This is a genomic window from Metabacillus dongyingensis (genome assembly GCF_019933155.2).
GTDB lineage: Bacteria > Bacillota > Bacilli > Bacillales > Bacillaceae > Bacillus_P > Bacillus_P dongyingensis.
In genome coordinates this window covers 39,550-62,195 of record NZ_CP082944.1, presented here as the reverse complement: position 1 = coordinate 62,195, position 22,646 = coordinate 39,550, and the positions used below count along the sequence as shown (strand labels likewise).

Sequence of the window (22,646 nt, the reverse complement as noted above, 5' to 3'; positions counted from 1 at the left end):
CCTTTCAATCATTTCAGCAGTAGTTTTGATAAAAAAAAAAGCCGAATAGGACTAAGTCCTACCCGACTTTTAAAGTGCTTCATATAATCAAGAAGCGCCTGCTTCCTCAAATTCAACTTCAAGTTCACCTAAACGATGATACTCGGCTAATACTGCCTCTTGAATTTTCCCGCGAGTTCCAGAATTAATTGGATGTGCGATATCACGGAACTCTCCGTCCGGAGTGCGTTTGCTTGGCATTGCCACAAAAAGTCCATTGTTTCCATCAATCACACGGATATCATGAACAACAAACTCATGATCCAACGTTATTGATGCAATCGCTCTCATGCGGCCTTCGGTGTTTACGCGGCGTAATCTTACGTCAGTTACTTCCATTCTGTTCACCACCTTTTCCTGTATGAAAAACTTTAGTTAAGTTATTCAACGGAATTTTTCTTTTTCCTGCAAGAATGGAAAAATATTTTGAAAAATCAGGTGATTGTGCTCATTTAATCTGGATGCTTGTGTTTTTGCCATTAATTAATGATTTTTTTAAATATACAGCTAATCATAAATGGCTCATCTTGCAAAAGCTCCATCCTAAAATGATCAGTTAACAGAAGCAATAACTTCAATTTCTACCAGCACATCTTTAGGCAATCTTGCTACTTCAACACATGAACGGGCAGGTTTATGTTCGCTGAAGTATTCGGAATACACTTCGTTGAATGCAGCGAAGGTATTCATATCTTTTAAAAATACAGTTGCTTTTACAACAGTCTGTAAAGAGGCACCCGCTTCTTCAAGCACAGCTTTTAAATTCGAAAAAACCTGATGTGTCTGCTCTTCAATTGAGCCATTCACCATTTCACCTTCAGGAGTAAGCGGAATTTGACCCGAACTGAAGAATAATCGGTCAATGACAATCCCCTGACAATAAGGTCCAATAGCCGCCGGAGCTTTTTTTGTATCAACTTTTCTCATCATAATCTCTCCCTATAAAGTTACTTGGTTTAAGAAGCGAAAGAAGTTTCCGTCCATGACATCGATTTGTTTCTCTTTTACATCAACATCTGTTAATTTCACTACAGATATGTATTCATCCACAAGGCGTTCTTCTACACCTTCTGATTCAACCAGCACGCCAATTCCGGCAAGATTTGCATTAAACTCTTCTACCATGCTGACCATTCCATTTATTGTTCCGCCGGCTTTCATAAAGTCATCAATAATCAGGACATTCGAACCCACTTTAAGACTTCTTTTTGATAAAACCATTGTCTGAATTCTCTTTGATGAACCTGAAACATAATTGATGCTGACAGTCGGCCCTTCTGTTACCTTGCTGTCTCTTCTTACAATGACAACTGGCACGTCAAGCTGATTTGCTACTGCGTAAGCAACAGGAATCCCTTTTGTTGCTACCGTCATGACAATATCAATTTTGCGGTCAGCGAAAACAGATGCAAATAAACGTCCAATCTGATTCACCATAGTCGGGTTTCCGAGTATATCTGTTAAATATAAATATCCCCCGGGCAGCAGGCGTTCAGGTTTAGCGATTAAACTGCAAAGTTCAGAAATAATTACTTTTGCTTCGCTTATCCCGATTTTAGGAATAAATTTAACTCCGCCGGCTGCGCCCGGCACGGTTAAGAGTGAACCAATGCCACGCTGTTCAAAAGTTTGCTTTATAATCGTCAAATCTTCACTGATTGAAGACTTGGCCGATTGATACTGATCAGAGAAAAAAGTTAAAGGAACAAGTGCATGTGGATGTTGTAGCAAGTAATAAGTCATATCAACAAGCCTTCCACTGCGACGAAATTTCATGGAATAACCTCCAAAATCCGAATATTTTAAAGATAATATAACTTAATATACGGATTTAATCAAGGTTATTCCGTTCCCCAAGCAATCTTACAGCAAATACCTGATCGCAAAAACCTCTTAATCCGTTATACACACGATGAAGCCTCGATTCATAGCGGACAAGGCCAAAAACAGTAGGCCCGCTGCCGCTCATCAGCACAGAATCAGCACCAAACCGCTTCATTTGATCTTTAATATTAGCTACCTCTGGATACATCTTTAAGGTAACATCTTCCAGCACATTTCCCAAAAGGCTGCAAATCTGATCAAAATCCTGTTCCTTGATTCCTTCAATCATCCCTTCTACATCTGGGTGAGTAACAGCACTCAAATTTAAATTGCGGTACACATCAGCAGTAGATACGCCAATCGTCGGCTTTGCCAGTACGACCCAGCAATGAGGCGGAGTATCGATATGCTGAATCTTTTCACCCCGGCCCGTAGCCAGTGCAGTTCCTCCGTAGACACAGAATGAAACATCTGAGCCTATCTCGGCTCCAAGCTCTGCTAGCTCATCTAAGCTAAGTCCAAGCTTCCATAACCTGTTCAAACCTCTAAGAGTAGCAGCTGCATCACTGCTGCCCCCTGCCAGGCCGGCAGCCACAGGAATCACCTTTGTAATGGCTATAGAGACTCCTTTTCTTACACCGCACCGCTTTTTTAATAATAAAGCAGCCTGATAAGCTAAATTCCGCTGGTCATCCGGGACAAATCGATTATGAGAAATGATTTTGATCTCATCAGACGCAAGCTCCACAAGTTCGACGCGATCAGCCAGGTCGATGGTCGTCATGATCATTTTCACTTCATGAAAACCATCTGTTCTCTTATGAAGGACATCGAGCGATAGATTGATTTTAGCTGGCGCTTTCTCCAAAATACGCAACATTTTCACCTACTTTTAACGAACTGAAATTATCCACATTGTACCACAAATAGAATGAATATAACGCAGTTTTCGACATTTCACTTTATTGGTGGAACATTTGAAATAATGAGCCTGTTTTTATTGTGATAAAAAGCCGGAGCTTATCGCCCCGGCTTTTGCCGTCTGTTTTTATGCTTTATGATTTATTCTGACTTGATAGGTGCTGTTCTGCAAGCTCAATCGCCCTCTTCACCATGTTGCCGGCATCGCGCGATCTGATTGCACCCCAGCCATCATTTTTTACCGTATCATAAAACCCCAAGTCTTTAGCCAGTTCGTATTTAAATTCATCGGACATGATTCCCTGACGTCTTCCCATCACAGAACACCCCTTTAATTTACGTCTGATTCTAAATCCTGCTTGATTTAACCGCATAAAAAAAAGCGGCACTATTAGTATGTGCGGCTTTGCGTTAGTGTTATCCAAAATAAATAAAGAATCATTAAATGATTTTTAACCAAAAAAAAAAGCAGCAAACATGTGTCTACTGCCCAGCAACTGCCACTGAACCTGAAGTATCTTCAAAAAATGTTAATTGCACTGTTTCAGTTAATACATCGGCATAACTGTATGATACACGTTCAAATGCATTTTCATCTTGATCTAGTTGTACAACGAAAACAGCTGGGTATGTTTCTGTAAGAACACCTGAACGCTCAATCGTTTTTCTGCGGCCGCCGTTTGCTTTAAGCGTAAGCCGCTTTCCAAGATTAGAATCCAGGGAATTTTTGATATCGACTAAAGTTTTTGCCATTGCATCCACCTCACTAATTTCAGTATACACGATAGCCTATTTTAAGTCAAATAAAATTTAAATTATAACAGTGATAAAAGTTCGTTGTCAACAAAATATTTTCAACAAAATTCACGTTCTCTCTACAAACTAGGCTTTACCTATTTCTTAATTTTTATGTAAAGATAGGAAATGTTTTCATTTTTCCAATAAAAGCTGCGCTTTTTTTCACCATCAGAAGAAAAGACCGCTCTCTCAAAGTGGAAAGCAGCCCTAAGAATTGGAATCCTCATGCCTGTGATAAGGCATGCCTGTACGGAGGACACCTTTTGTTTCAACCCCGCCAAGACCCTTCTCTCTTGTAAGCGTATTGCGCAGGACATCCCAGACGTTAATTCTCTCCATAAAAGGAGTAAAACTTATTTTAGCGACTATATACACTGGATCCAATGCATGAATATTAACTCGCGATGGCGAGCTCGCAAAATTGGCTCCTGCACTGATTAAAGATTCAAAGTGAGACTGACAGGCACCCGCAAAGATAACCAGCTGGTCTAGATGAGGGACGGCTTTTCTTGCATTGCGCACAGTTTGAACGAAATGCTTCGAATGACGGTAGGCATTGAGATCATTAATCGAGCCTTTATGCTTTGAGTATGAATCATGACCTGTTATGACAAGGATATTAGGCCGGTATTCTTCAATAAGATCCGTTACAACCTCCTGCATCTCCGTTTCTTTCACATGTACGCCAAAGACCGGGACACCGACACGCTCATAGAGAGTCAGACACTTTTGCAGGTATAGCGGATCGCCATCTAAGTGGAGCACTTTCCCAGGCAAATGAAAAAACTCCTCATTGTGGCTGTAGCTTGCCGTCGCTCCATACTCACGCTTTTCCTGCAATAAGCGGTAATCCTGCTTTAATAAGTACAGAGACTGCTCAAGCATTTCTTTTTCATGCACTTTCCTTTTATTGCGTTCCCGATCTCCAATAACTGCTAAATCGTCACATAACGCATCTGCGATCAGTCGTACTTCTTCTCCGTATAAAATGGCAGCCCACGTTCCATCTTCTGCTTGTTTCAGGTCTATTACCCGAAACAGGACATCATACTTATAGGATTTTCGGGCTACGATATCTCCAATTTTTATTTGCATGTTCTTCACTCCAAATGACCGATTCCCCGGAACTGATCTTCAAAGAGCACCGCGGACTGGTTAGGCCCTAAGGTGATGCCCATTCTATGTCTAATTCGTTTAGACCCCTAAGCTAAGAACAATCCTTTTCTAGCCTATGATGCTGATTGAAAAGTGTGACCCGCCAGAAAAGCGGAACCGCCCGTTTAGCTCCGACAGACAGATAAGGATTCACCGGAAAAGTCCGGGTTTGACTTTTTCGGTGAATCCGTTCTGGCCGAGGAGTTGGGCGGTGGAGCTGAACAATAGAAAAGCAGAACCGCCTTGGGCACGTTAAGCAATTAAAACCATTCATTCCCACTGCCTTCATATCAAAAAATGCCCATATAAAAAGCCCGCAGCTGTCTTTCGCTGCGGGCCATTTTTCATAAATGAACTTTATCCATTAAAATCCTCAACTAACAAATCACTCAGCACTGCAAATTCTTCAATCGAAAGAGTTTCCCCTCTTCTCTTTCCGTCGATGCCGGCTTTTTCTAAAGCTTGTTCAATATCAGGTTTCTTTTCTTTTCCGTCTGGAAGAGAATGTGTCAGATTGTTAAGGAGTGTTTTTCTTCGCTGAGCAAAGCTCGCACGAACAATTTTAAAGAAAAAGTCTTCATCCTTTATAACCACTCTAGCTTCCTCACGCAGAAGCAGACGGATAATAGCGGAGTCAACATTAGGCTGGGGCATAAAAACGGTTCTAGGCACCGTCATGACCGTCTTGGCGTCTGTATAGTATTGAACAGCAATGGAAAGTGAACCATAATCTTTTGAAGAAGGAGAAGCCGCGATTCGATCTGCTACTTCTTTTTGCAGCATGACGACGATCCCTTTCAAAGGCAAATGATCTTCAAGCAGTTTCATAATAATTGGAGTAGTTACATAGTAAGGGAGGTTAGCGACGACCATCACTTCGCGGCAGTCCTTGAATTGTTCTTCCATAACCTCTTTTACATTTGCCAAAAGGATGTCCTGATGAATGACTGTTACATTGTCATAAGGCGATAAGGTGTCTTTTAAGATCGGGATGAGGCGCTGATCAATTTCAAATGCAACAACCTTTTTCGCCCTTTTGGCAAGCTGTTCTGTCAAAGCTCCGATCCCCGGACCGATTTCAATAACACCTGTTTCATCTGTTACATCTGCATGGTCTACAATACGGTTCAGCACGTTCGGGTCAATTAAAAAGTTTTGTCCAAGACTTTTCTTGAATGAAAACCCGTACTTTTCTAAAATAGCTTTCGTGCGAACCGGTGTTGCGATATCTTTAATCATTTTGCTGCTCCTCCCGAACAATCTCCTCTATAGCTTGTGCAAAAGTTTGTTTTGTAATTTGAAACATATGCAGTCTTTTTTCAAGCTGCTTGCCGTTTGTATAGCCTATTTTCAAAAGCACCCCGAGTTTTTCACGCCGCTCCTTCGCTTTTGGACCGCCTATTAAACCCGCCGTCATCAAATCATCTTTATCAATAATCGGATCTGTATCCGTCATCTCTTCTTTGATCTCTTTAAGAGCGTTTCGGATCGCTTCTATGGACGCATGCTCAACTCCGATGCCTTTTCCATTTTTAGGTCTGGCTTCAGGTTTTGTAATAAAAGCATGCTTGCAGCCGGGAACCTGCTCTGCAACCGTTTTGCGTATTTTTTCTCCTGGGAAGTCAGGATCTGTAAAAATAATGACACCCCGCGTCTTCTGGGCAAGGCGGATCTGTTCAATGACCGAATCTCCAATTGCAGATCCGTTCGTTTCAATTGTATCGGCATCAACTGCGCGCTTAATGGCAGTTGTATCATCTCTTCCTTCAACAACAATAATTTCTTTAATTTTCATGTTTTCCTCCAAAAAGGTGAAACTTTCCTGAGCAGTCAAACGTCTATATTATTGAAACGTAATTGTACCCCATTATAACGCAAAAAAACAGAGGGATCTAAACCCTCTGTCAGAGAATCAATTTAACACTTTGATTTTAACTTGCTTTCTTCCCCATCGATAGGCTGCTCCCTTATCAGAGAAGAAAACATCAATCTTTTTCCCTTTGATTGCGCCGCCTGTATCCGAGGCAATGGCATATCCGTAACCTTCTACATAAACTTTAGACCCTAAAGGAATAACACTTGGATCTACCGCGATTACTTTGGCATTCGGATTTGCTCTTAAATCGACACCTGTGGCAGTCGTGCCGGAACACCCATTACAATGAGCGGTATAAGCAGTTGATGTAACATAAAACTCTTTTGCAACAGAATCGTTTGAACGCGACACTGTTTCAGGCTTGCTTGAAGTACTTGCCGTACTCACAGGCTTAGGTGCAGCTTTTGTGCCTATTACAACAACACGGTCCTGACTTTCACTTTTCGTTTCTTCTTTGATCAGCTTTCTTGACACTTCTTTTCCATTTTCAAGCATAACCTCAAAATGTTTCGCAACAGTACCTTCTGTACCAGGCTTAATAACTTCCTGTTTTCCTTTTGGAATGCTGTTATCATTTTTTGTTACAACTGAAAATGCAACTGGTTCTTCCACTACATCGGTGACTTTTTCTACACGTGTGACTATTACGGCGTCATTTGCACTCAATGTTTCATGAATTTGGGGTTCAACCTTATCAAGTTCATTTACCTGTACCTTTTGGTCTTTCAAAAAGTCAGCGACAGTAGTCGAAGTTGACCATACTTGTTGTTTTTTATTTTCAACTGTTAGTGTGATCTGTATGGCTTTCTCAATGTTGAGCTTAAGATTATCAGAAATTTTCGTTTGCAACGAAGCATTCATCTTATCGTGCTCTGAAACTGCTATTTTTTGTTCTTTCAAAAATTCTTCTACGGTTTTTGCTGTTGTCCTTATTGTCCTTTTCTCATCGTCCACCGTAAGCTGTACAGGTTTCGAAGCCTCATAAACAACTTTTAGATTGTTTTTGATCTTAGTATCTCCTGATGGGGATACCTCGTCTTCTTGTTTTCTATCTATGTCTAAATCTTGGAGTAATTCATCAACTGTACGTGCGTGTGTCCTGAGCTTCTCGTCTTTGCCGTTCAGCGAAACAGTAACTGTGTTCTTCGACGCTTCAAATGTCGCGAATGCAGTACCCGTTCCCAAAACTACTAAACTGACAATTGCGAGGACAATCTTGTTAAAGCTTAGTTTTGCGGATAACAGCTTTTTCATATTATTTATCACTATGAAAAACGCCTCCTTCTCCTCCGAGGATTATATAAAGTATCGATCTTGCTGTCAACCCTCACCCACTTCTATCAATTTTTTCTAATCGTAATCACTATTATGCTAAAAAACTATCAAAAAGTGAAGCAATTCTTGTCGACAAATATATCCTATGAGGAAAAAGAGACATGTAGAACCTCTTTAAAACCTGTACTTTCGGACAAGCCCTATCAAAATTCTACAAATTCCTTTAGCGAGAAATGCCGAATAATCTTTTTGCATTGTCGGAAGTTTGTCTAACAAATTCTGCATAATCCATTTCTCTAAGTTCAGCAATTTGCTCTGCTACATATTTCACATAGCTCGGTTCATTTCGTTTTCCTCTAAACGGATGAGGTGTTAAGTATGGGCAATCAGTTTCTATTAAAAGACGATCCATTGGAATTTGCGCAGCAACTTCCTTCGGTTTTTTAGCATTTTTAAATGTAACCGGCCCGCCAAATGAAATATAAAAATTCATATCCATACATTGTTTCGCCACTTCAAGACTTCCTGTAAAACAATGCATTATGCCGCCTACTTCACTTGCATTTTCTTCCTGCAGAATTTCAACAACATCGGAAGTTGCATCCCGATTATGAATAATTATTGGAAGCTGCACTTCTTTAGCAAGGGCGATTTGCTTGCGGAATACATCCTTTTGAATTTCCTTCGGAGATTTATCCCAATAATAATCAAGCCCCATCTCGCCAATCGCTACAACTTTAGGGTGTGATGCAAGTTCTTTTATCCACTTGAGGTCTTCATCTTTCATATCAATGGCATCGACTGGATGCCAGCCAACAGCTGCATAGATAAAATCATACTTCTCCGCAAGCTCGATAGCACGTGTAATGGTCTCCGTATCAAAGCCGACTACAACCGTATGGGTTACCCCTTCTTCAAGTGCTCTTTCAATCACTTCTTCTAAGTCATCATTGTATTGAATTGCATTTAAATGAGCATGTGTATCAAATAACATGTTTCGACATCCTTTCATAGGGTTTAAGCAAAGAAAAAAAGAGGCGTCATTCCCGATTGTTACACGTGAAACACCTCTTTCTTCTCTTTTTTTATTTAATAATCGTACCGTTCGGAAGGCTGGAATCGACAGTAGCAAGCGACAAAGTGCCTTCTTCTTCGCCAGCCAGGATCATGCCTTGTGAAAGTTCTCCGCGCAGTTTTACAGGTTTTAGATTCGTGATGCAAATGACTTTCTTTCCGACAAGCTGTTCAGGCTGATAGCTCTTCGCAATTCCTGATACAACCTGTCTTTTTTCAGAACCAAGATCAAGCTGCAGCTTTAATAAACGATCAGCTTTTTTTACCGGTTCTGCATGAATGACTTCTGCAACACGCATTTCAACTTTCATAAATTCATCAAACGTAATTTCGCCTGATGCATCTGCTTTTTGCTCTTTCTTTTCTTCCTCAGCAGCAGGAGCCGTTCCCTGCATTTGCTCTTTAATATATTGAACCTCTTCCTCTACTTCTAAACGAGGGAAAATTGGAACCCCTTTAGAGACTTTGACTTGATGCAGCTGCCCAAATTCTGATAAGCTGGCCCACTCTTTGAGCGCAGGCTCCTGTATGCCAAGCTGTTCAAACATCTTGTCAGGTGTTTTCGTAAGGAATGGTTTCAGCAGGATTCCTGAAATACGAAGGGACTCAGCAAGATGATACATAACTGAACCAAGCTTTTCGCGGTTTTCCTCATCCTTTGCAAGATTCCAAGGCTGCGTTTCATCAATGTATTTATTCGTTCTGCTGATGAATTGCCAAAGTGCATTCAATGCAATGGAAAATTCCATTTTCTCCATCGCTTCTTCGTATTTTACAAGGGTATCTTTGCTGAAAGCTGATAATTCCCCGTCAAAGTCTGTCTTAGGTCCGCTGTACGCAGGGATTTCGCCGTCAAAATATTTTTGAATCATGGCAATTGTACGATTCAGCAGGTTTCCAAGGTCATTTGCAAGATCAAAATTCAGTCTTTCGATAAAACCTTCTGGTGTAAAGACGCCGTCTGAACCGAACGGTACCTCTCTTAATAGATAATATCGAAGGGCGTCAAGGCCGTAGCGGTCAATTAGGGTAACTGGATCTACAACATTTCCTTTTGATTTGGACATTTTTCCGTCCTTCATCAATAGCCAGCCATGTGCAAACACTTTTTTCGGCAACGGCAAATCAAGCGCCATCAGCATAATCGGCCAATAGATTGTATGGAAACGCACAATTTCTTTTCCTACTAGATGAACATCTGCGGGCCAGAATTTATTGTACTTTTCATCGTTCTCCGAGCCATATCCGAGTGCTGTAATATAATTGGACAGAGCGTCAATCCATACATATATGACATGCTTTGGATCTCCCGGAACTTTCACTCCCCAATCAAAAGTCGTCCGTGATACTGCCAAGTCCTCAAGACCTGGTTTAATGAAGTTGTTAATCATTTCGTTTTTGCGTGATTCCGGCTGAATAAATTCCGGATTTTCTGAGTAATACTGCAGAAGACGATCTGCATACTTGCTCATCTTGAAGAAGTAGGATTCTTCTTTTACTTTTTCTACAGGACGCCCGCAATCAGGACAGTTGCCGTTTTCAAGCTGTCTTTCTGTAAAGAATGATTCACAAGGTGTACAATACCATCCTTCGTATTGATCGAGATAAATATCCCCTTGCTCAAGCAGCTTCGCAAATACCTTTTCAACAATTTCTTTATGACGGTCTTCTGTTGTACGAATAAAATCATCATACGAGATATCAAGTTTGCTCCAAAGATCTTTAATGCCGCTGACAATGTCATCAACATATTTTTGAGGTGTTACTCCGATTTCTTCAGCCTTGCGCTGAATTTTCTGCCCATGTTCATCTGTGCCAGTTAAATACATAACATCAAAACCGCGCATGCGTTTATAACGGGCCATAGCATCGCCCGCTACCGTTGTATAAGCATGTCCAATATGTAGTTTTCCGCTTGGATAGTAAATAGGTGTTGTAATATAAAATGACTTTTTGTGACCTTCCATCCGTTTCCCTCCTGGTATTGAAGACTGTCTCTGGGTTAGAGAAGAAAAGCCCCCGCCCCAATGGACGAGAGCGACTAATCATTGTTATTTATACTCTTTATGATACCATCTTAGCCTTTAATATCAAGAAAATATACCTTCTATGGACAAAAAAACAAAGGAGGACAAGAATAATATGAATGGCTCTGGTATGCCAAATGTTTCCTAATGAATTATTTTTGTTGATTCTTGTCGAACAATCGTTATAATTAAATAAACAATATTTTGAATTAATACTATTCACTGTATAATTAAAAATTCCCTTTTATGAGTTTAATTTCCTTTTATCAAGGGTATATATTCCTATTATGCTTAGTGCATAAGGGTTCAAGGAAAACCAACTTAATTTTACAAACTATTGGATATTTGAGGATTGACGTTTATTGGAAACACTGTTATGCTTATGAGGATGAAGATTTTGTCGAAAAATGACGAAGTTTAAGAAAAAACATATAGAGAACCTATTATTGGGAGGAGAACATAAACATGAAATCTACAGGAATCGTACGTAAAGTTGATGAGCTCGGCCGTGTGGTTATTCCAATCGAATTGCGACGCACTTTAGGAATCGCAGAAAAAGACGCATTAGAAATCTACGTGGATGACGAAAGAATTATCCTTAAAAAATATAAACCAAACATGACTTGTGCTGTAACTGGCGAAGTATCTGATGATAACTTCACTCTAGGCAACGGAAAATTAGTTCTTAGCCGCGAAGGTGCAGAACAAATTCTTAAAGAAATTCAAAGCAATTTAGTAAAATAAATAAAAAAGACCTGACACTCGCTGTCGGGTCTTTTTATTTTATTCATTTACATGATAGGACTGATAAACATCCCGCTTCGGTATGCCGCGTTCTTTTGCTACTTGCTTAATTGCTTCTTTTGAAGCATGGCCTTCACGGACATAATGACTGACATGTTCTTCAAGAGTAAGGGGGGTCCACCACTCTTCTTCCGTGATCACGTCCTTTTCATCTCTTCCTTCAACGATTAAACAAAACTCACCGCGAATCTGATTTTCCTCCGACCACATTAAAGCGTCTTTTATTGTTCCCCGGATAAATTCCTCGAAGCGTTTGGTCAGCTCTCTTGATAAGCATATTCTGCGGTTGCCCAATATTTCACTCATCACCGCCAGAGTTTCCTTTAACCGATGGGGAGATTCATAAAAAATCATCGTTTCTGTGCGCTTCGATAATTCTTCCAGCTGCTTTTTCTTCTCTTTTTTCTGTCTTTCCAAAAATCCGAAAAAGAAGAATGGCTGAGGGGTAATTCCTGATGCTACTAAAGCCGTCAGGGCTGCATTTGCACCCGGGAGAGGTATAACCTTTCCATTCTCAGCCAAAATTTCATTTACAAGCTGGCTGCCTGGATCTGAAATAATCGGCATCCCGGCATCACTAACTAAGGCAACGCTTTTTCCCTGCTTCATCAGCTCAAGAATTTTATGGCCGCTTGATTCCTTATTATGCTCATGGTAACTAATCAGATGAGTATCGATTTCAAAGTAATTGCACAGCTTTTTCGACTCCCTTGTATCCTCAGCTGCAATTACATCAACCTCTTTTAAAATATTGATTGCGCGAAACGTCATATCTTCTAAATTCCCTATAGGAGTTGGGACCAGGTAAAGAGATCCCCACTCTGTATCTTGGTTAAAGCTTTTTTGTTCCTGCATTTGTATCATCCTCTCCCTGCGAAAATCCCCATACCTTTTCCTCATCAGGCATTTTCAAAAACTCGTCCTTCTTTTTCCTCGACAGCTTTTTGAAGTAATATTCTGCCTTAAGAGCCTCGCTTTTTGTTTCAAACGGCTTGTTATAAAGCAAAGATACTGGTTTTCTTGCACGGGTGTATTTAGCGCCTTTTCCGGCATTATGTTTTTGAATGCGGGCTTCAAGGTCATTTGTGTAGCCTGCATAATAGCTCCCATCCCTGCATTCGAGCACATAAAAGAAATGAGTGCTATTTGTCTCCATATAAAATCTCTTTTACTTCTTTTGTGTATTCATTGTTTTCGTCATATACAAACAGCGGAGGCAGAATCTTTATATCAGGCTGTCCGCCTTTAATTCCTTCTATTAAAAGGGTATTCGCTTCTTTTCCCTGTTTTGGGTAAACAAGCTGAATCCGCTTAGGTTCAATTTTATATTTCTTCATTAGCTCTATAATTTCAACTAATCTTCCCGGACGATGAACAAGCGCTATTTTGCCGCCCATTCTTGAAAGCTTGCCGCTGGCCATAATAACATCCTCAAGTGTGCAGAGTATTTCATGACGGGCAATGGCAAGGTGTTCATTTTGATTCATTTCGTCTTTCTTAGGAGTTTTAAAATATGGAGGATTGCACGTAATTACATCGAATTTCCCGTGGCCGAGTGCTGCAGGCATATCCTTTAAGTCTCCATGAATCATGGTAATCTGATCCTGAAGCTGATTGTAGGCCACACTTTTTTCAGCCATTTGAAATAATCTCTCCTGAATTTCAACTCCTGTAATCATTGCTTTGGATCTTGTAGATAGAAGCAGGGGCACAACTGCATTTCCCGAGCATAAATCAAGGACCCGTCCCTTTTGTATCGGCATATATGCGAATTTCGAAAGAAGGACAGCATCTAATGAAAAGGCAAAAACAGACGGACTTTGAATAATCCTTAAATCTTCTGCCAATAAATAATCGAGACGTTCATCTCCTATTAAATCAACCATCATAAAATCCTTTCTTTTTTGTTAGTATTGACAAAGTGTTCCTCTTCCATAAAAAAAGCTTTCCCATAAGCAGGAAAGCCAGTTTATTTCTTATTAAGAAAGGAAAGACAAAACAAGCAGTCTCCATCTTTGCGGACACTTCCATAATGAACATTGCAAATATGGAAGCCTTCCTGATAAAGACGGGCCAGATTGTCGTATCCCTCTCCAATGTCCACAATCTTTGAATCCAGTGCTTGTTTATCTGTATGCTGTTTATTTTGCTTCTTTTTTTCTGTCGCAGCAGTCGAGTTTAGCCGCCTGCGGAGGTTATCATTTTCAAGCTGCAAATGATGATTTTCTTCAAGCAGCTCTCCTAAATGATGCTTCAGCTCTCCAAGCTGTCGATACAGAGAGCCGATTTGTTCCTCCATACTGCTTACAGATTCAAAGATCTCTTTTTTATCCACTTGTTCCACCTCATTAATCTGTGGATTTCATTGGAACTGCGCCTTCTTTCATTAATTCTTCCCAAGTAAATTCAACCACGCGGTCTTTTTCTGAAAGTTCAACCTGCAATACCCGTTCCAATATATTTAACCCGACTACTTTTCCGATGCCGATTGGAGTGCCGATCGATTCTCCAATATCCGGAAGCTGTTCTTTAGCAGATTCGTACTCATCATTCTCATATTTTAAGCAGCACATTAATCTACCGCATAACCCTGAGATTTTTGTTGGATTCAGTGAAAGATTCTGATCCTTGGCCATCTTAATGGAAACCGGTTCGAAATCCCCTAAGAAAGTGGAGCAGCACAGCATTCTTCCGCAGGGTCCGATACCGCCAAGCATTTTCGCCTCATCTCTGACCCCGATTTGTCTTAACTCAATTCGAGTCTTGAAGATGGCAGCGAGATCCTTAACCAATTCCCTGAAATCAACTCGTCCGTCAGCAGTGAAGTAAAAAATAACCTTGTTTCTGTCAAACGTATATTCAACATCAACAAGTTTCATATCAAGCCTGTGCTCGTTCACTTTTTGCTGACAAACCTCGTAGGCTTCCTTTGCAGCATGATGATTTTCGTCTACGATCAGGCGGTCTTTCTCATCAGCCACACGAAGAACCTTTTTAAGAGGCAAGACAATATCATTCTCGCCAACTTGTTTCTTGTGAATTACTACTTTGCCGAACTCTACGCCTCTTACCGTTTCGACAATAACATAATCGGCGTTTTCTATTTGAAGCCCATTAGGGTCGAAATAATATATTTTACCCGCTTTTTTAAAGCGGACACCCACTACATCGTACAATCTTATCCCTCCTGCAAAGATAAAACCAATTGCTCCATCAGTAATTGTGGACTCACATTCATCTGGAGTCTTTTTTTTGCTTCTAAAATAGAAGTGATTTTTTCAAGGACCTTTTGTCTGGATACTTGAATGGCTTGCTGTTCTAACTGTGGAAGCAGATCTTGATAGATAACATGATCCGTATTGCCAATTTGGATGGAAAGAATGTCTTTATATAAATATAATAGCAAGTCATAGCCCATGTCCTGCTGTTCTTTTTCTGCGAAAAATGGCATCCATTGCGTTTGAACTTGGACAAATGCCTGTCCGTTTCGCTTTGCTATCACTTCATACAATTTTATCACTACAAGTCTTGCCTGTGCAAACCAATCATCTCGACTTAATTCGAGTGCTTTTTCAACATTGTTGGTCATTCTTGCTGCAAGCTTCGCAAAATTAGGAGATACCTCCTGCTTTAACAGCTCTTTCTCAATAGCTGAAGTAGGCAGTGGCATAAAAGTGAGCGTTTGGCACCTTGATAGGATTGTATTTAAAATTTGATGCACTTGTTCAGTCATCAGAATAGCCATCGTATTGGCATTTGGTTCTTCTAAAAATTTCAGCAGACTGTTGGCAGCATTTGCCGTCATTTTGTCAGCATGCGAAATAATGTACAGTTTTTTGCTTGATTCAACGCCGGTTTTTGTGAATTCTCCCTGGAGATCTTGAATCTGCCACTTTTTTATCGATAATCCGTCCGGTTCCACTAAATGAACATCCGGATGATTGCCGGAATGGATGCGCTTGCAGTTTCTGCATGTCTCACAAGGTCTAAAATCTTCGGTATTTTCACAAAAGAAGCTTCTGGCAAGAAGCAGGCTGATTTCTTTTTTTCCTGTACCTTTTTTCCCTTCAAAAAGGTATGCATGGGCCAGCCGGTTTTTTTCGAGACTGTTGCCCAGCAGCTTTAGTACTTTAGGCTGATAATCGGCCAGCTCATTCCAAGTACTCATCGTCATATCTATCACTCTTTACGTATAGAGGTTAATTAAAAGGCCTTTAATTTCACCTATTTTTGCCAGTATGTCGATGGATGACTGATCTTCATTGAGCAGATTTTCCGTCAGTTCAATAAGATGCTGATCCAGTTGTTCTACGGTGATCAGTGACCGGGTGCTTCCGCTATAGTCCCAGGTCCCGGACTTCTTTACTTTCAGCCCATAGTCCACAGCTTCCTGTACGAATCGTCTGACAAGCGATTTATATCTCGATAGATCCCGCATATTCCGGGATTTCGCAACACGCCGGCCAGCCTCTTCAACATTTGCCATCAATGTATTTAATTGCTGCAGCTGCAGCTTGGATTCTTGTCTCAGCACCATTTCTGAAAATGGTTTGGATCCGGCGGCATTTGTCTTCTGATTGGCGTTTCTCTTATCTAATCCCGTACGAAGCTCTTGATTGATCTTCATTTATGCCCACACCTTAAAAATGGTGGAATTGTTCGATCGGAAGCACAAAGACTGTCGCTCCGCCAACTTCAACTTCAACAGGATAAGGTACATACGAATCCGCATTTCCGCCCATGGGTGACACTGGAGCTACGAGCTGTTCTCTTGATTGGCAGTTCTCTTTAATAACGGCCAATGCTTTCTCAACACGTGCATCTTCCGTACCAATCATGAATGTTGTATTGCCTGACTTTAAAAATCCGCCAGTCGATGCAAGTTTCGTTGCTCTGAAATTATGTTCAACCAATGCGCTTGAAAGCTTATTGCTGTCCTGATCCTGTACAACCGCAATAATCATTTTCATAGGTATGCCTCCTTATAGTTTAACAGCTTAATCCTGATAAAGCATTGTTTCATTTATGGTAATTGTAACATTGTTGTTACTTATTATATCAGCGTTTACTTTAAATAAGGAATTAAAACTTCCTTCACATCCCGATAGACGTCATCAAGAGACTGATCTGCATTAATAACTTTTATCCGTTCAGGGAATTTATCGATTAAATGTTTATAGCCTTGCTGAACTTTTAAATGAAAGTCCATCTTTTCAAGATCCAGTCTGTTCACTTCTCTGCCGTCATTGCCGCTGATTCTCATCAGACCGCGTTCAGGCTCAATATCAAAGTATAAAGTAACCTCAGGCATGACACCATCAATCGCAAACATATTAATAGAATAAACATCATCTACACCTATTTCTCTTGCAAACCCCTGATAAGCTAAGGAACTATCAATAAACCGGTCACAGATAATCAGTTTTCCCTCATTTAAGGCAGGAATTACTTTCTCTACAATATGCTGGCGTCTTGCAGCTGCATACAGTAAAGCCTCTGTTCTTGAATCCATTTCTGTATTTTCTTTATTTAAAATCACTTCGCGGATTTGCTCAGCAATCCGGATTCCTCCTGGTTCACGGGTGAATACTGCCTCTATACCCTTTTCCCTGAATTCCTCTGACAGCATATTTAGGATGGTTGTCTTCCCTGCACCATCAGGTCCTTCGAATGTGATAAAAATCCCTTTCATTACAATCACCTTTTCTTTATATAAACTGCAAGCTTTTCTTCTGTCAGTGCCCTGCTTCCCTGAAACCTCGCACCGCCTTGAATCAGCACCTGTATTTGGATGATATGTTCCTTCGTGATTCTTTCTCCCTCCATTAAAAGAGGGATTCCCGGCGGATATGGGATAACAGCATCTGCGCTTAATAAGCCAGCCGCATCTTTAAAAGATACAACCTCTCTACTATACCCATTTAACTGATGATTGGATAGGGGCATACTGATAGGACTGGTGCCATTTTGGAACATTAGAGGATTCAGCTCGTTTTTTAAAGCGAAAGTACCCTTTATAGTGGTATACCCAAATTCAGGCGCGATCTTACTTGCTAACGGCAAAACGAGCAATACATTCTGGAGGTCTGCAAGCTCCGTATAGATGCCAGAAGCCTCTAAGTGACTCTGAAGCTCAAAACCAGTCATTCCTGCAGTTGACTTAATCGTAAGTTTAAGCGGATCTGTACTTGCCTTCCTGTCATTGGAACGGACAATGCACAGCTCATCTATTTCCATAATCGTATTTTCAAAAGAGTTTATTGCGTCAGCGATGGAATCAACTGCCTCTGCAGATGTTAAACCCTGTAAATAAGCTCTTGCTAAGTCCAATGAGGCCATGATTGGATATGATGGACTGCTGCTCTGTAAAATGGATAGATAGTGTCCTATACGGTTTACATTTGCCAATTTGCCATTCACATGCAAAAAGGAACCCATTGTCATTGCCGGCAATGTTTTATGGGCAGAGTGCACAACAACATCTGCACCAGCCTCTAATGCTGATTGCGGGAAAGGATCCCCCAGTATAAAATGGGCACCATGCGCTTCATCCACCAAAACAGGGATGTTCTTTTCATGGGCAAGCTTTATTGCACCTTGCAGGTCACAAGCCAGACCATAATAATTCGGACTCGTTAATATTAAAGCTGATGCATCTGGATATTCATTTATAGCTTCAGCAATGGTTTCATGAGGCACATAAGAAGGCACCATCAATTCTTCATCAAATTTCGGCGCCAGAAACACTGGACAGGCTCCTGCAAGTCTGATTCCATTAATAATGGATTTATGACTGTTCCGCTGGACTAAAACCGGCTTATCTCTCTCACAGCAAGCCATAATCATTGCGATATTTCCTGAAGTTGAACCGTTTACTAAAAAGAATGTTTTATCTGCCTTATATAGAGCTGCAGCAAGCTCCTGAGCCTCTGCAATCGGACCGCCTGGATCATGAAGATCATCCAATCCTGTGATCTCCGTCGCATCTAACTTTAAAATCTTTTCAAAATCATCTCTTGCCTCTTGAGAAAAAATCTTTCCATATTTATGCCCGGGTACATGAAACGAAACCGGGCTTTTCATCGCATGCCTTTTTAAGGCTGAATACAGTGGAGTATCCATCTAAACAAAAACCGTCCTTTATCATGTATTACCGTTATTATATCAGTAGTAGGTCAATAGAAAAAGCTGCCTGACAAGGCAGCTTAAGAGTAGAGCGGCGGCGTTTTCACTCTCCGCAGCTTATCAATAAAATATTTATATTTAGGGTCTTCTGTTTCTGTCTGAATCATATCAATCTCGCAATCTGTACAAACAAAGCTTGTATAGAGATGAATTCCCTTCGCTTTTTCCGTATCACATATAATACACGTTTCCCCAGCCGGTTTCTTTAAGTCTTCCGAATTCAATGCTCTCCACCTCCATACAAACAGTTTTGCCACAGATCAAATTTTGTATACAAAATTTCGAATTATCTTACCCTCTCTAATTGTATGATGGTGTTCATAAATCGTGTATGTCTACAAAAAAATATCTGGGCAGACGATTTATTAAAGATGGCGGCAGCTGATGTTTTGGCTGTTGCTTTGTCTGCTTCTTAAAAGATTCATTTACCAAGGGCAGCAAGAAAAAGGCCATTTTATCTCTTTTTCCATACAAAAAAGAACAGCATCTCTGCTGTTCTTTTTTTTGCGTGCCTGGCAACGTCCTACTCTCACAGGGGGAAACCCCCAACTACCATCGGCGCTAAAGAGCTTAACTTCCGTGTTCGGCATGGGAACGGGTGTGACCTCTTTGCCATCATCACCAGACAATATGCAATTAGAAAGAGTTATTCTTTCAAAACTAAATAACGTATGATAACAAGTTTCACTCAGGTTTTACACTTTATTAGACTGTGGTTAAGTCCTCGAACGATTAGTATCTGTCAGCTCCACACGTCACCGCGCTTCCACCTCAGACCTATCAACCTGATCATCTTTCAGGGTTCTTACTCACTTGCGTGATGGGAAATCTCATCTTGAGGGGGGCTTCATGCTTAGATGCTTTCAGCACTTATCCCTTCCGCACATAGCTACCCAGCGATGCCTTTGGCAAGACAACTGGTACACCAGCGGTGCGTCCATCCCGGTCCTCTCGTACTAAGGACAGCTCCTCTCAAATTTCCTGCGCCCACGACGGATAGGGACCGAACTGTCTCACGACGTTCTGAACCCAGCTCGCGTACCGCTTTAATGGGCGAACAGCCCAACCCTTGGGACCGACTACAGCCCCAGGATGCGATGAGCCGACATCGAGGTGCCAAACCTCCCCGTCGATGTGGACTCTTGGGGGAGATAAGCCTGTTATCCCCGGGGTAGCTTTTATCCGTTGAGCGATGGCCCTTCCATGCGGAACCACCGGATCACTAAGCCCGACTTTCGTCCCTGCTCGACTTGTAGGTCTCGCAGTCAAGCTCCCTTGTGCCTTTACACTCTGCGAATGATTTCCAACCATTCTGAGGGAACCTTTGGGCGCCTCCGTTACATTTTAGGAGGCGACCGCCCCAGTCAAACTGCCCACCTGACACTGTCTCCCAGCCCGATCAGGGCTGTGGGTTAGAATTTCAATACAGCAAGGGTAGTATCCCACCAATGCCTCCACCGAAGCTGGCGCTCCGGCTTCCAAGGCTCCTACCTATCCTGTACAAGCTGTACCAAAATTCAATATCAGGCTACAGTAAAGCTCCACGGGGTCTTTCCGTCCTGTCGCGGGTAACCTGCATCTTCACAGGTACTATAATTTCACCGAGTCTCTCGTTGAGACAGTGCCCAGATCGTTACGCCTTTCGTGCGGGTCGGAACTTACCCGACAAGGAATTTCGCTACCTTAGGACCGTTATAGTTACGGCCGCCGTTTACTGGGGCTTCAATTCAAAGCTTCGCTTGCGCTAACCTCTCCTCTTAACCTTCCAGCACCGGGCAGGCGTCAGCCCCTATACTTCGCCTTGCGGCTTCGCAGAGACCTGTGTTTTTGCTAAACAGTCGCCTGGGCCTATTCACTGCGGCTTTTCAGGGCTATGAACCCTAAAAAGCACCCCTTCTCCCGAAGTTACGGGGTCATTTTGCCGAGTTCCTTAACGAGAGTTCTCTCGCTCACCTTAGGATTCTCTCCTCGCCTACCTGTGTCGGTTTGCGGTACGGGCACCTCTCACCTCGCTAGAGGCTTTTCTTGGCAGTGTGGAATCAGGAACTTCGGTACTAAATTTCCCTCGCCATCACAGCTCAGCCTTATGTGAGAAGCGGATTTGCCTACTTCTCAGCCTAACTGCTTGGACGCGCATATCCAACAGCGCGCTTGCCCTATCCTCCTGCGTCCCCCCATTGCTCAAATGGTGAGGAGGTGGTACAGGAATATCAACCTGTTGTCCATCGCCTACGCCTTTCGGCCTCGGCTTAGGTCCCGACTAACCCTGAGCGGACGAGCCTTCCTCAGGAAACCTTAGGCATTCGGTGGAGGGGATTCTCACCCCTCTTTCGCTACTCATACCGGCATTCTCACTTCTAAGCGCTCCACCAGTCCTTACGGTCTAGCTTCAACGCCCTTAGAACGCTCTCCTACCACTGTTCGTAAGAACAGTCCACAGCTTCGGTGATACGTTTAGCCCCGGTACATTTTCGGCGCAGAGTCACTCGACCAGTGAGCTATTACGCACTCTTTAAATGGTGGCTGCTTCTAAGCCAACATCCTGGTTGTCTAAGCAACTCCACATCCTTTTCCACTTAACGTATACTTTGGGACCTTAGCTGGTGGTCTGGGCTGTTTCCCTCTTGACTACGGATCTTATCACTCGCAGTCTGACTCCCAAGGAGCAAGTCTTTGGCATTCGGAGTTTGACTGAATTCGGTAACCCGATGAGGGCCCCTAGTCCAATCAGTGCTCTACCTCCAAGACTCTCATACTTGAGGCTAGCCCTAAAGCTATTTCGGAGAGAACCAGCTATCTCCAGGTTCGATTGGAATTTCTCCGCTACCCACACCTCATCCCCGCACTTTTCAACGTGCGTGGGTTCGGGCCTCCATTCAGTGTTACCTGAACTTCACCCTGGACATGGGTAGATCACCTGGTTTCGGGTCTACGACCACGTACTAAAACGCCCTATTCAGACTCGCTTTCGCTGCGGCTCCGTCTCATCAACTTAACCTTGCACGGGATCGTAACTCGCCGGTTCATTCTACAAAAGGCACGCCATCACCCATTAACGGGCTCTGACTACTTGTAAGCACACGGTTTCAGGATCTTTTCACTCCCCTTCCGGGGTGCTTTTCACCTTTCCCTCACGGTACTGGTTCACTATCGGTCACTAGGGAGTATTTAGCCTTGGGAGATGGTCCTCCCTGCTTCCGACGGGATTTCTCGTGTCCCGCCGTACTCAGGATCCACTCTGGAGGGAACGAAGTTTCGACTACAGGGTTATTACCTTCTCTGACGGACCTTTCCAGGTCGCTTCATCTACCCCGTTCCTTTGTAACTCCGTATAGAGTGTCCTACAACCCCAAGAGGCAAGCCTCTTGGTTTGGGCTAATTCCGTTTCGCTCGCCGCTACTTGGGAAATCGCGTTTGCTTTCTCTTCCTCCGGGTACTTAGATGTTTCAGTTCCCCGGGTCTGCCTTCATTATCCTATGTATTCAGATAAAGATACTGTTCCATTACGAACAGTGGGTTTCCCCATTCGGAAATCTCTGGATCAAAGCTTACTTACAGCTCCCCAAAGCATATCGGTGTTAGTCCCGTCCTTCATCGGCTCCTAGTGCCAAGGCATCCACCGTGCGCCCTTCATAACTTAACCTAAATGGTCAACCGCATCATAAGAT

24 protein-coding genes and 2 rRNA genes are annotated in these 22,646 nt (G+C 42.2%); 1 reads left to right on the top strand and 25 read right to left on the bottom strand.

Translation table 11 applies throughout. The features are described from left to right. Positions 1-87 precede the first annotated feature (87 nt). The 12 genes from spoVG to metG all read right to left on the bottom strand — a co-directional run bounded on the left by spoVG (position 88) and on the right by metG (position 10,929). Positions 88-378, bottom strand: coding sequence for a septation regulator SpoVG (spoVG, locus tag K8L98_RS00330; RefSeq protein WP_070877647.1), 291 nt, complete (start codon positions 376-378; stop codon positions 88-90). Positions 379-591: 213 nt separating this feature from the next. Continuing rightward, positions 592-969, bottom strand: a complete 378-nt coding sequence (locus tag K8L98_RS00325; RefSeq protein WP_223438883.1) for a RidA family protein — start codon at positions 967-969, stop codon at positions 592-594. Positions 970-978: 9 nt separating this feature from the next. Then, positions 979-1,815, bottom strand: coding sequence for a pur operon repressor (gene purR, locus K8L98_RS00320; RefSeq protein WP_223438882.1), 837 nt, complete (start codon positions 1,813-1,815; stop codon positions 979-981). A gap of 55 nt (positions 1,816-1,870) precedes the next feature. Further along, the gene (gene ispE, locus K8L98_RS00315) at positions 1,871-2,740 is read right to left on the bottom strand and encodes a 4-(cytidine 5'-diphospho)-2-C-methyl-D-erythritol kinase (RefSeq protein WP_223438881.1); all 870 of its coding nucleotides are present in this window, start codon (positions 2,738-2,740) and stop codon (positions 1,871-1,873) included. 178 nt (positions 2,741-2,918) lie between these two features. After that, the gene (locus tag K8L98_RS00310) at positions 2,919-3,101 is read right to left on the bottom strand and encodes a small, acid-soluble spore protein, alpha/beta type (RefSeq protein WP_223438880.1); all 183 of its coding nucleotides are present in this window, start codon (positions 3,099-3,101) and stop codon (positions 2,919-2,921) included. A gap of 166 nt (positions 3,102-3,267) precedes the next feature. After that, entirely contained in the window at positions 3,268-3,537 is a 270-nt protein-coding gene (gene veg, locus K8L98_RS00305; protein WP_070877642.1) for a biofilm formation stimulator Veg, read from the bottom strand. Between the two features lie 252 nt (positions 3,538-3,789). Beyond that, positions 3,790-4,677, bottom strand: a complete 888-nt coding sequence (gene yabG, locus K8L98_RS00300; RefSeq protein ID WP_223438879.1) for a sporulation peptidase YabG — start codon at positions 4,675-4,677, stop codon at positions 3,790-3,792. Positions 4,678-5,094: 417 nt separating this feature from the next. Beyond that, on the bottom strand, positions 5,095-5,976 hold the full coding sequence (rsmA, locus tag K8L98_RS00295; protein WP_223438878.1) for a 16S rRNA (adenine(1518)-N(6)/adenine(1519)-N(6))-dimethyltransferase RsmA: 882 nt from the start codon (positions 5,974-5,976) through the stop codon (positions 5,095-5,097). Beyond that, positions 5,969-6,532 (bottom strand): ribonuclease M5, encoded by a 564-nt coding sequence (rnmV, locus tag K8L98_RS00290; protein ID WP_223438877.1) that lies wholly within the window; start codon positions 6,530-6,532, stop codon positions 5,969-5,971. Before rnmV ends, rsmA begins: the two co-directional genes overlap by 8 nt. A gap of 117 nt (positions 6,533-6,649) precedes the next feature. Further along, positions 6,650-7,879 (bottom strand): ubiquitin-like domain-containing protein, encoded by a 1,230-nt coding sequence (locus tag K8L98_RS00285; protein ID WP_338037003.1) that lies wholly within the window; start codon positions 7,877-7,879, stop codon positions 6,650-6,652. Positions 7,880-8,111: 232 nt separating this feature from the next. Further along, positions 8,112-8,882, bottom strand: coding sequence for a TatD family hydrolase (locus K8L98_RS00280; RefSeq protein WP_223438876.1), 771 nt, complete (start codon positions 8,880-8,882; stop codon positions 8,112-8,114). A 91-nt stretch (positions 8,883-8,973) separates the two neighbouring features. Beyond that, the gene (gene metG, locus K8L98_RS00275; protein WP_223438875.1) at positions 8,974-10,929 is read right to left on the bottom strand and encodes a methionine--tRNA ligase; all 1,956 of its coding nucleotides are present in this window, start codon (positions 10,927-10,929) and stop codon (positions 8,974-8,976) included. Positions 10,930-11,448: 519 nt separating this feature from the next. Here metG and K8L98_RS00270 point away from each other — a divergent pair. Beyond that, the gene (locus K8L98_RS00270) at positions 11,449-11,733 is read left to right on the top strand and encodes a transition state genes transcriptional regulator AbrB (RefSeq protein ID WP_175443492.1); all 285 of its coding nucleotides are present in this window, start codon (positions 11,449-11,451) and stop codon (positions 11,731-11,733) included. 39 nt (positions 11,734-11,772) lie between these two features. On the opposite strand, the gene rsmI is transcribed toward K8L98_RS00270, so the two are convergent. The 13 genes from rsmI to K8L98_RS00205 form a co-directional block, all read right to left on the bottom strand. Beyond that, a complete protein-coding gene (rsmI, locus tag K8L98_RS00265; RefSeq protein WP_223438874.1) occupies positions 11,773-12,648 on the bottom strand; it encodes a 16S rRNA (cytidine(1402)-2'-O)-methyltransferase in 876 nt (291 codons plus the stop codon). Then, a complete protein-coding gene (locus tag K8L98_RS00260; RefSeq protein WP_223438873.1) occupies positions 12,626-12,949 on the bottom strand; it encodes a GIY-YIG nuclease family protein in 324 nt (107 codons plus the stop codon). The genes rsmI and K8L98_RS00260 overlap by 23 nt, the downstream gene beginning before the upstream one ends. Next, positions 12,936-13,679, bottom strand: coding sequence for a tRNA1(Val) (adenine(37)-N6)-methyltransferase (locus K8L98_RS00255; RefSeq protein WP_223438872.1), 744 nt, complete (start codon positions 13,677-13,679; stop codon positions 12,936-12,938). Before K8L98_RS00255 ends, K8L98_RS00260 begins: the two co-directional genes overlap by 14 nt. 83 nt (positions 13,680-13,762) lie before the next feature. Further along, entirely contained in the window at positions 13,763-14,128 is a 366-nt protein-coding gene (gene yabA, locus K8L98_RS00250) for a DNA replication initiation control protein YabA (RefSeq protein WP_223438871.1), read from the bottom strand. A 13-nt stretch (positions 14,129-14,141) separates the two neighbouring features. After that, entirely contained in the window at positions 14,142-14,969 is an 828-nt protein-coding gene (ricT, locus tag K8L98_RS00245; RefSeq protein WP_223438870.1) for a competence/sporulation regulator complex protein RicT, read from the bottom strand. A 2-nt stretch (positions 14,970-14,971) separates the two neighbouring features. Continuing rightward, a complete protein-coding gene (gene holB / locus K8L98_RS00240; RefSeq protein WP_420828849.1) occupies positions 14,972-15,961 on the bottom strand; it encodes a DNA polymerase III subunit delta' in 990 nt (329 codons plus the stop codon). Between the two features lie 18 nt (positions 15,962-15,979). Next, on the bottom strand, positions 15,980-16,420 hold the full coding sequence (locus K8L98_RS00235) for a YaaR family protein (RefSeq protein ID WP_223438868.1): 441 nt from the start codon (positions 16,418-16,420) through the stop codon (positions 15,980-15,982). A gap of 13 nt (positions 16,421-16,433) precedes the next feature. Beyond that, positions 16,434-16,763: a cyclic-di-AMP receptor gene (locus K8L98_RS00230; protein ID WP_223438867.1), complete on the bottom strand. Its 330-nt coding sequence runs from the start codon at positions 16,761-16,763 to the stop codon at positions 16,434-16,436. A gap of 95 nt (positions 16,764-16,858) precedes the next feature. Next, entirely contained in the window at positions 16,859-17,485 is a 627-nt protein-coding gene (tmk, locus tag K8L98_RS00225; protein ID WP_223438866.1) for a dTMP kinase, read from the bottom strand. Between the two features lie 5 nt (positions 17,486-17,490). Next, positions 17,491-18,915: an aminotransferase class I/II-fold pyridoxal phosphate-dependent enzyme gene (locus K8L98_RS00220; protein ID WP_223438865.1), complete on the bottom strand. Its 1,425-nt coding sequence runs from the start codon at positions 18,913-18,915 to the stop codon at positions 17,491-17,493. Positions 18,916-18,998: 83 nt separating this feature from the next. After that, positions 18,999-19,202 carry a sigma factor G inhibitor Gin gene (locus K8L98_RS00215; RefSeq protein WP_223438864.1) on the bottom strand — a complete coding sequence of 68 codons (204 nt, stop codon included), beginning with the start codon at positions 19,200-19,202 and terminating at the stop codon, positions 18,999-19,001. Between the two features lie 286 nt (positions 19,203-19,488). After that, a 5S ribosomal RNA gene (rrf, locus tag K8L98_RS00210) occupies positions 19,489-19,604 on the bottom strand. 86 nt (positions 19,605-19,690) lie between these two features. Next, a 23S ribosomal RNA gene (locus K8L98_RS00205) occupies positions 19,691-22,621 on the bottom strand. Positions 22,622-22,646: the final 25 nt, after the last annotated feature.

Bases quoted from the DNA above. Each gene is read 5' to 3' on its own strand.
- spoVG (WP_070877647.1), bottom strand. From the start codon at position 378: ATGGAAGTAACTGACGTAAGATTACGCCGCGTAAACACCGAAGGCCGC.
- K8L98_RS00325 (WP_223438883.1), bottom strand. From the start codon at position 969: ATGATGAGAAAAGTTGATACAAAAAAAGCTCCGGCGGCTATTGGACCT.
- purR (WP_223438882.1), bottom strand. From the start codon at position 1,815: ATGAAATTTCGTCGCAGTGGAAGGCTTGTTGATATGACTTATTACTTG.
- K8L98_RS00310 (WP_223438880.1), bottom strand. From the start codon at position 3,101: ATGGGAAGACGTCAGGGAATCATGTCCGATGAATTTAAATACGAACTG.
- veg (WP_070877642.1), bottom strand. From the start codon at position 3,537: ATGGCAAAAACTTTAGTCGATATCAAAAATTCCCTGGATTCTAATCTT.
- yabG (WP_223438879.1), bottom strand. From the start codon at position 4,677: ATGCAAATAAAAATTGGAGATATCGTAGCCCGAAAATCCTATAAGTAT.
- rsmA (WP_223438878.1), bottom strand. From the start codon at position 5,976: ATGATTAAAGATATCGCAACACCGGTTCGCACGAAAGCTATTTTAGAA.
- rnmV (WP_223438877.1), bottom strand. From the start codon at position 6,532: ATGAAAATTAAAGAAATTATTGTTGTTGAAGGAAGAGATGATACAACT.
- K8L98_RS00280 (WP_223438876.1), bottom strand. From the start codon at position 8,882: ATGTTATTTGATACACATGCTCATTTAAATGCAATTCAATACAATGAT.
- metG (WP_223438875.1), bottom strand. From the start codon at position 10,929: ATGGAAGGTCACAAAAAGTCATTTTATATTACAACACCTATTTACTAT.
- rsmI (WP_223438874.1), bottom strand. From the start codon at position 12,648: ATGCAGGAACAAAAAAGCTTTAACCAAGATACAGAGTGGGGATCTCTT.
- K8L98_RS00260 (WP_223438873.1), bottom strand. From the start codon at position 12,949: ATGGAGACAAATAGCACTCATTTCTTTTATGTGCTCGAATGCAGGGAT.
- K8L98_RS00255 (WP_223438872.1), bottom strand. From the start codon at position 13,679: ATGGTTGATTTAATAGGAGATGAACGTCTCGATTATTTATTGGCAGAA.
- holB (WP_420828849.1), bottom strand. From the start codon at position 15,961: ATGAGTACTTGGAATGAGCTGGCCGATTATCAGCCTAAAGTACTAAAG.
- K8L98_RS00235 (WP_223438868.1), bottom strand. From the start codon at position 16,420: ATGAAGATCAATCAAGAGCTTCGTACGGGATTAGATAAGAGAAACGCC.
- K8L98_RS00230 (WP_223438867.1), bottom strand. From the start codon at position 16,763: ATGAAAATGATTATTGCGGTTGTACAGGATCAGGACAGCAATAAGCTT.
- tmk (WP_223438866.1), bottom strand. From the start codon at position 17,485: ATGAAAGGGATTTTTATCACATTCGAAGGACCTGATGGTGCAGGGAAG.
- K8L98_RS00220 (WP_223438865.1), bottom strand. From the start codon at position 18,915: ATGGATACTCCACTGTATTCAGCCTTAAAAAGGCATGCGATGAAAAGC.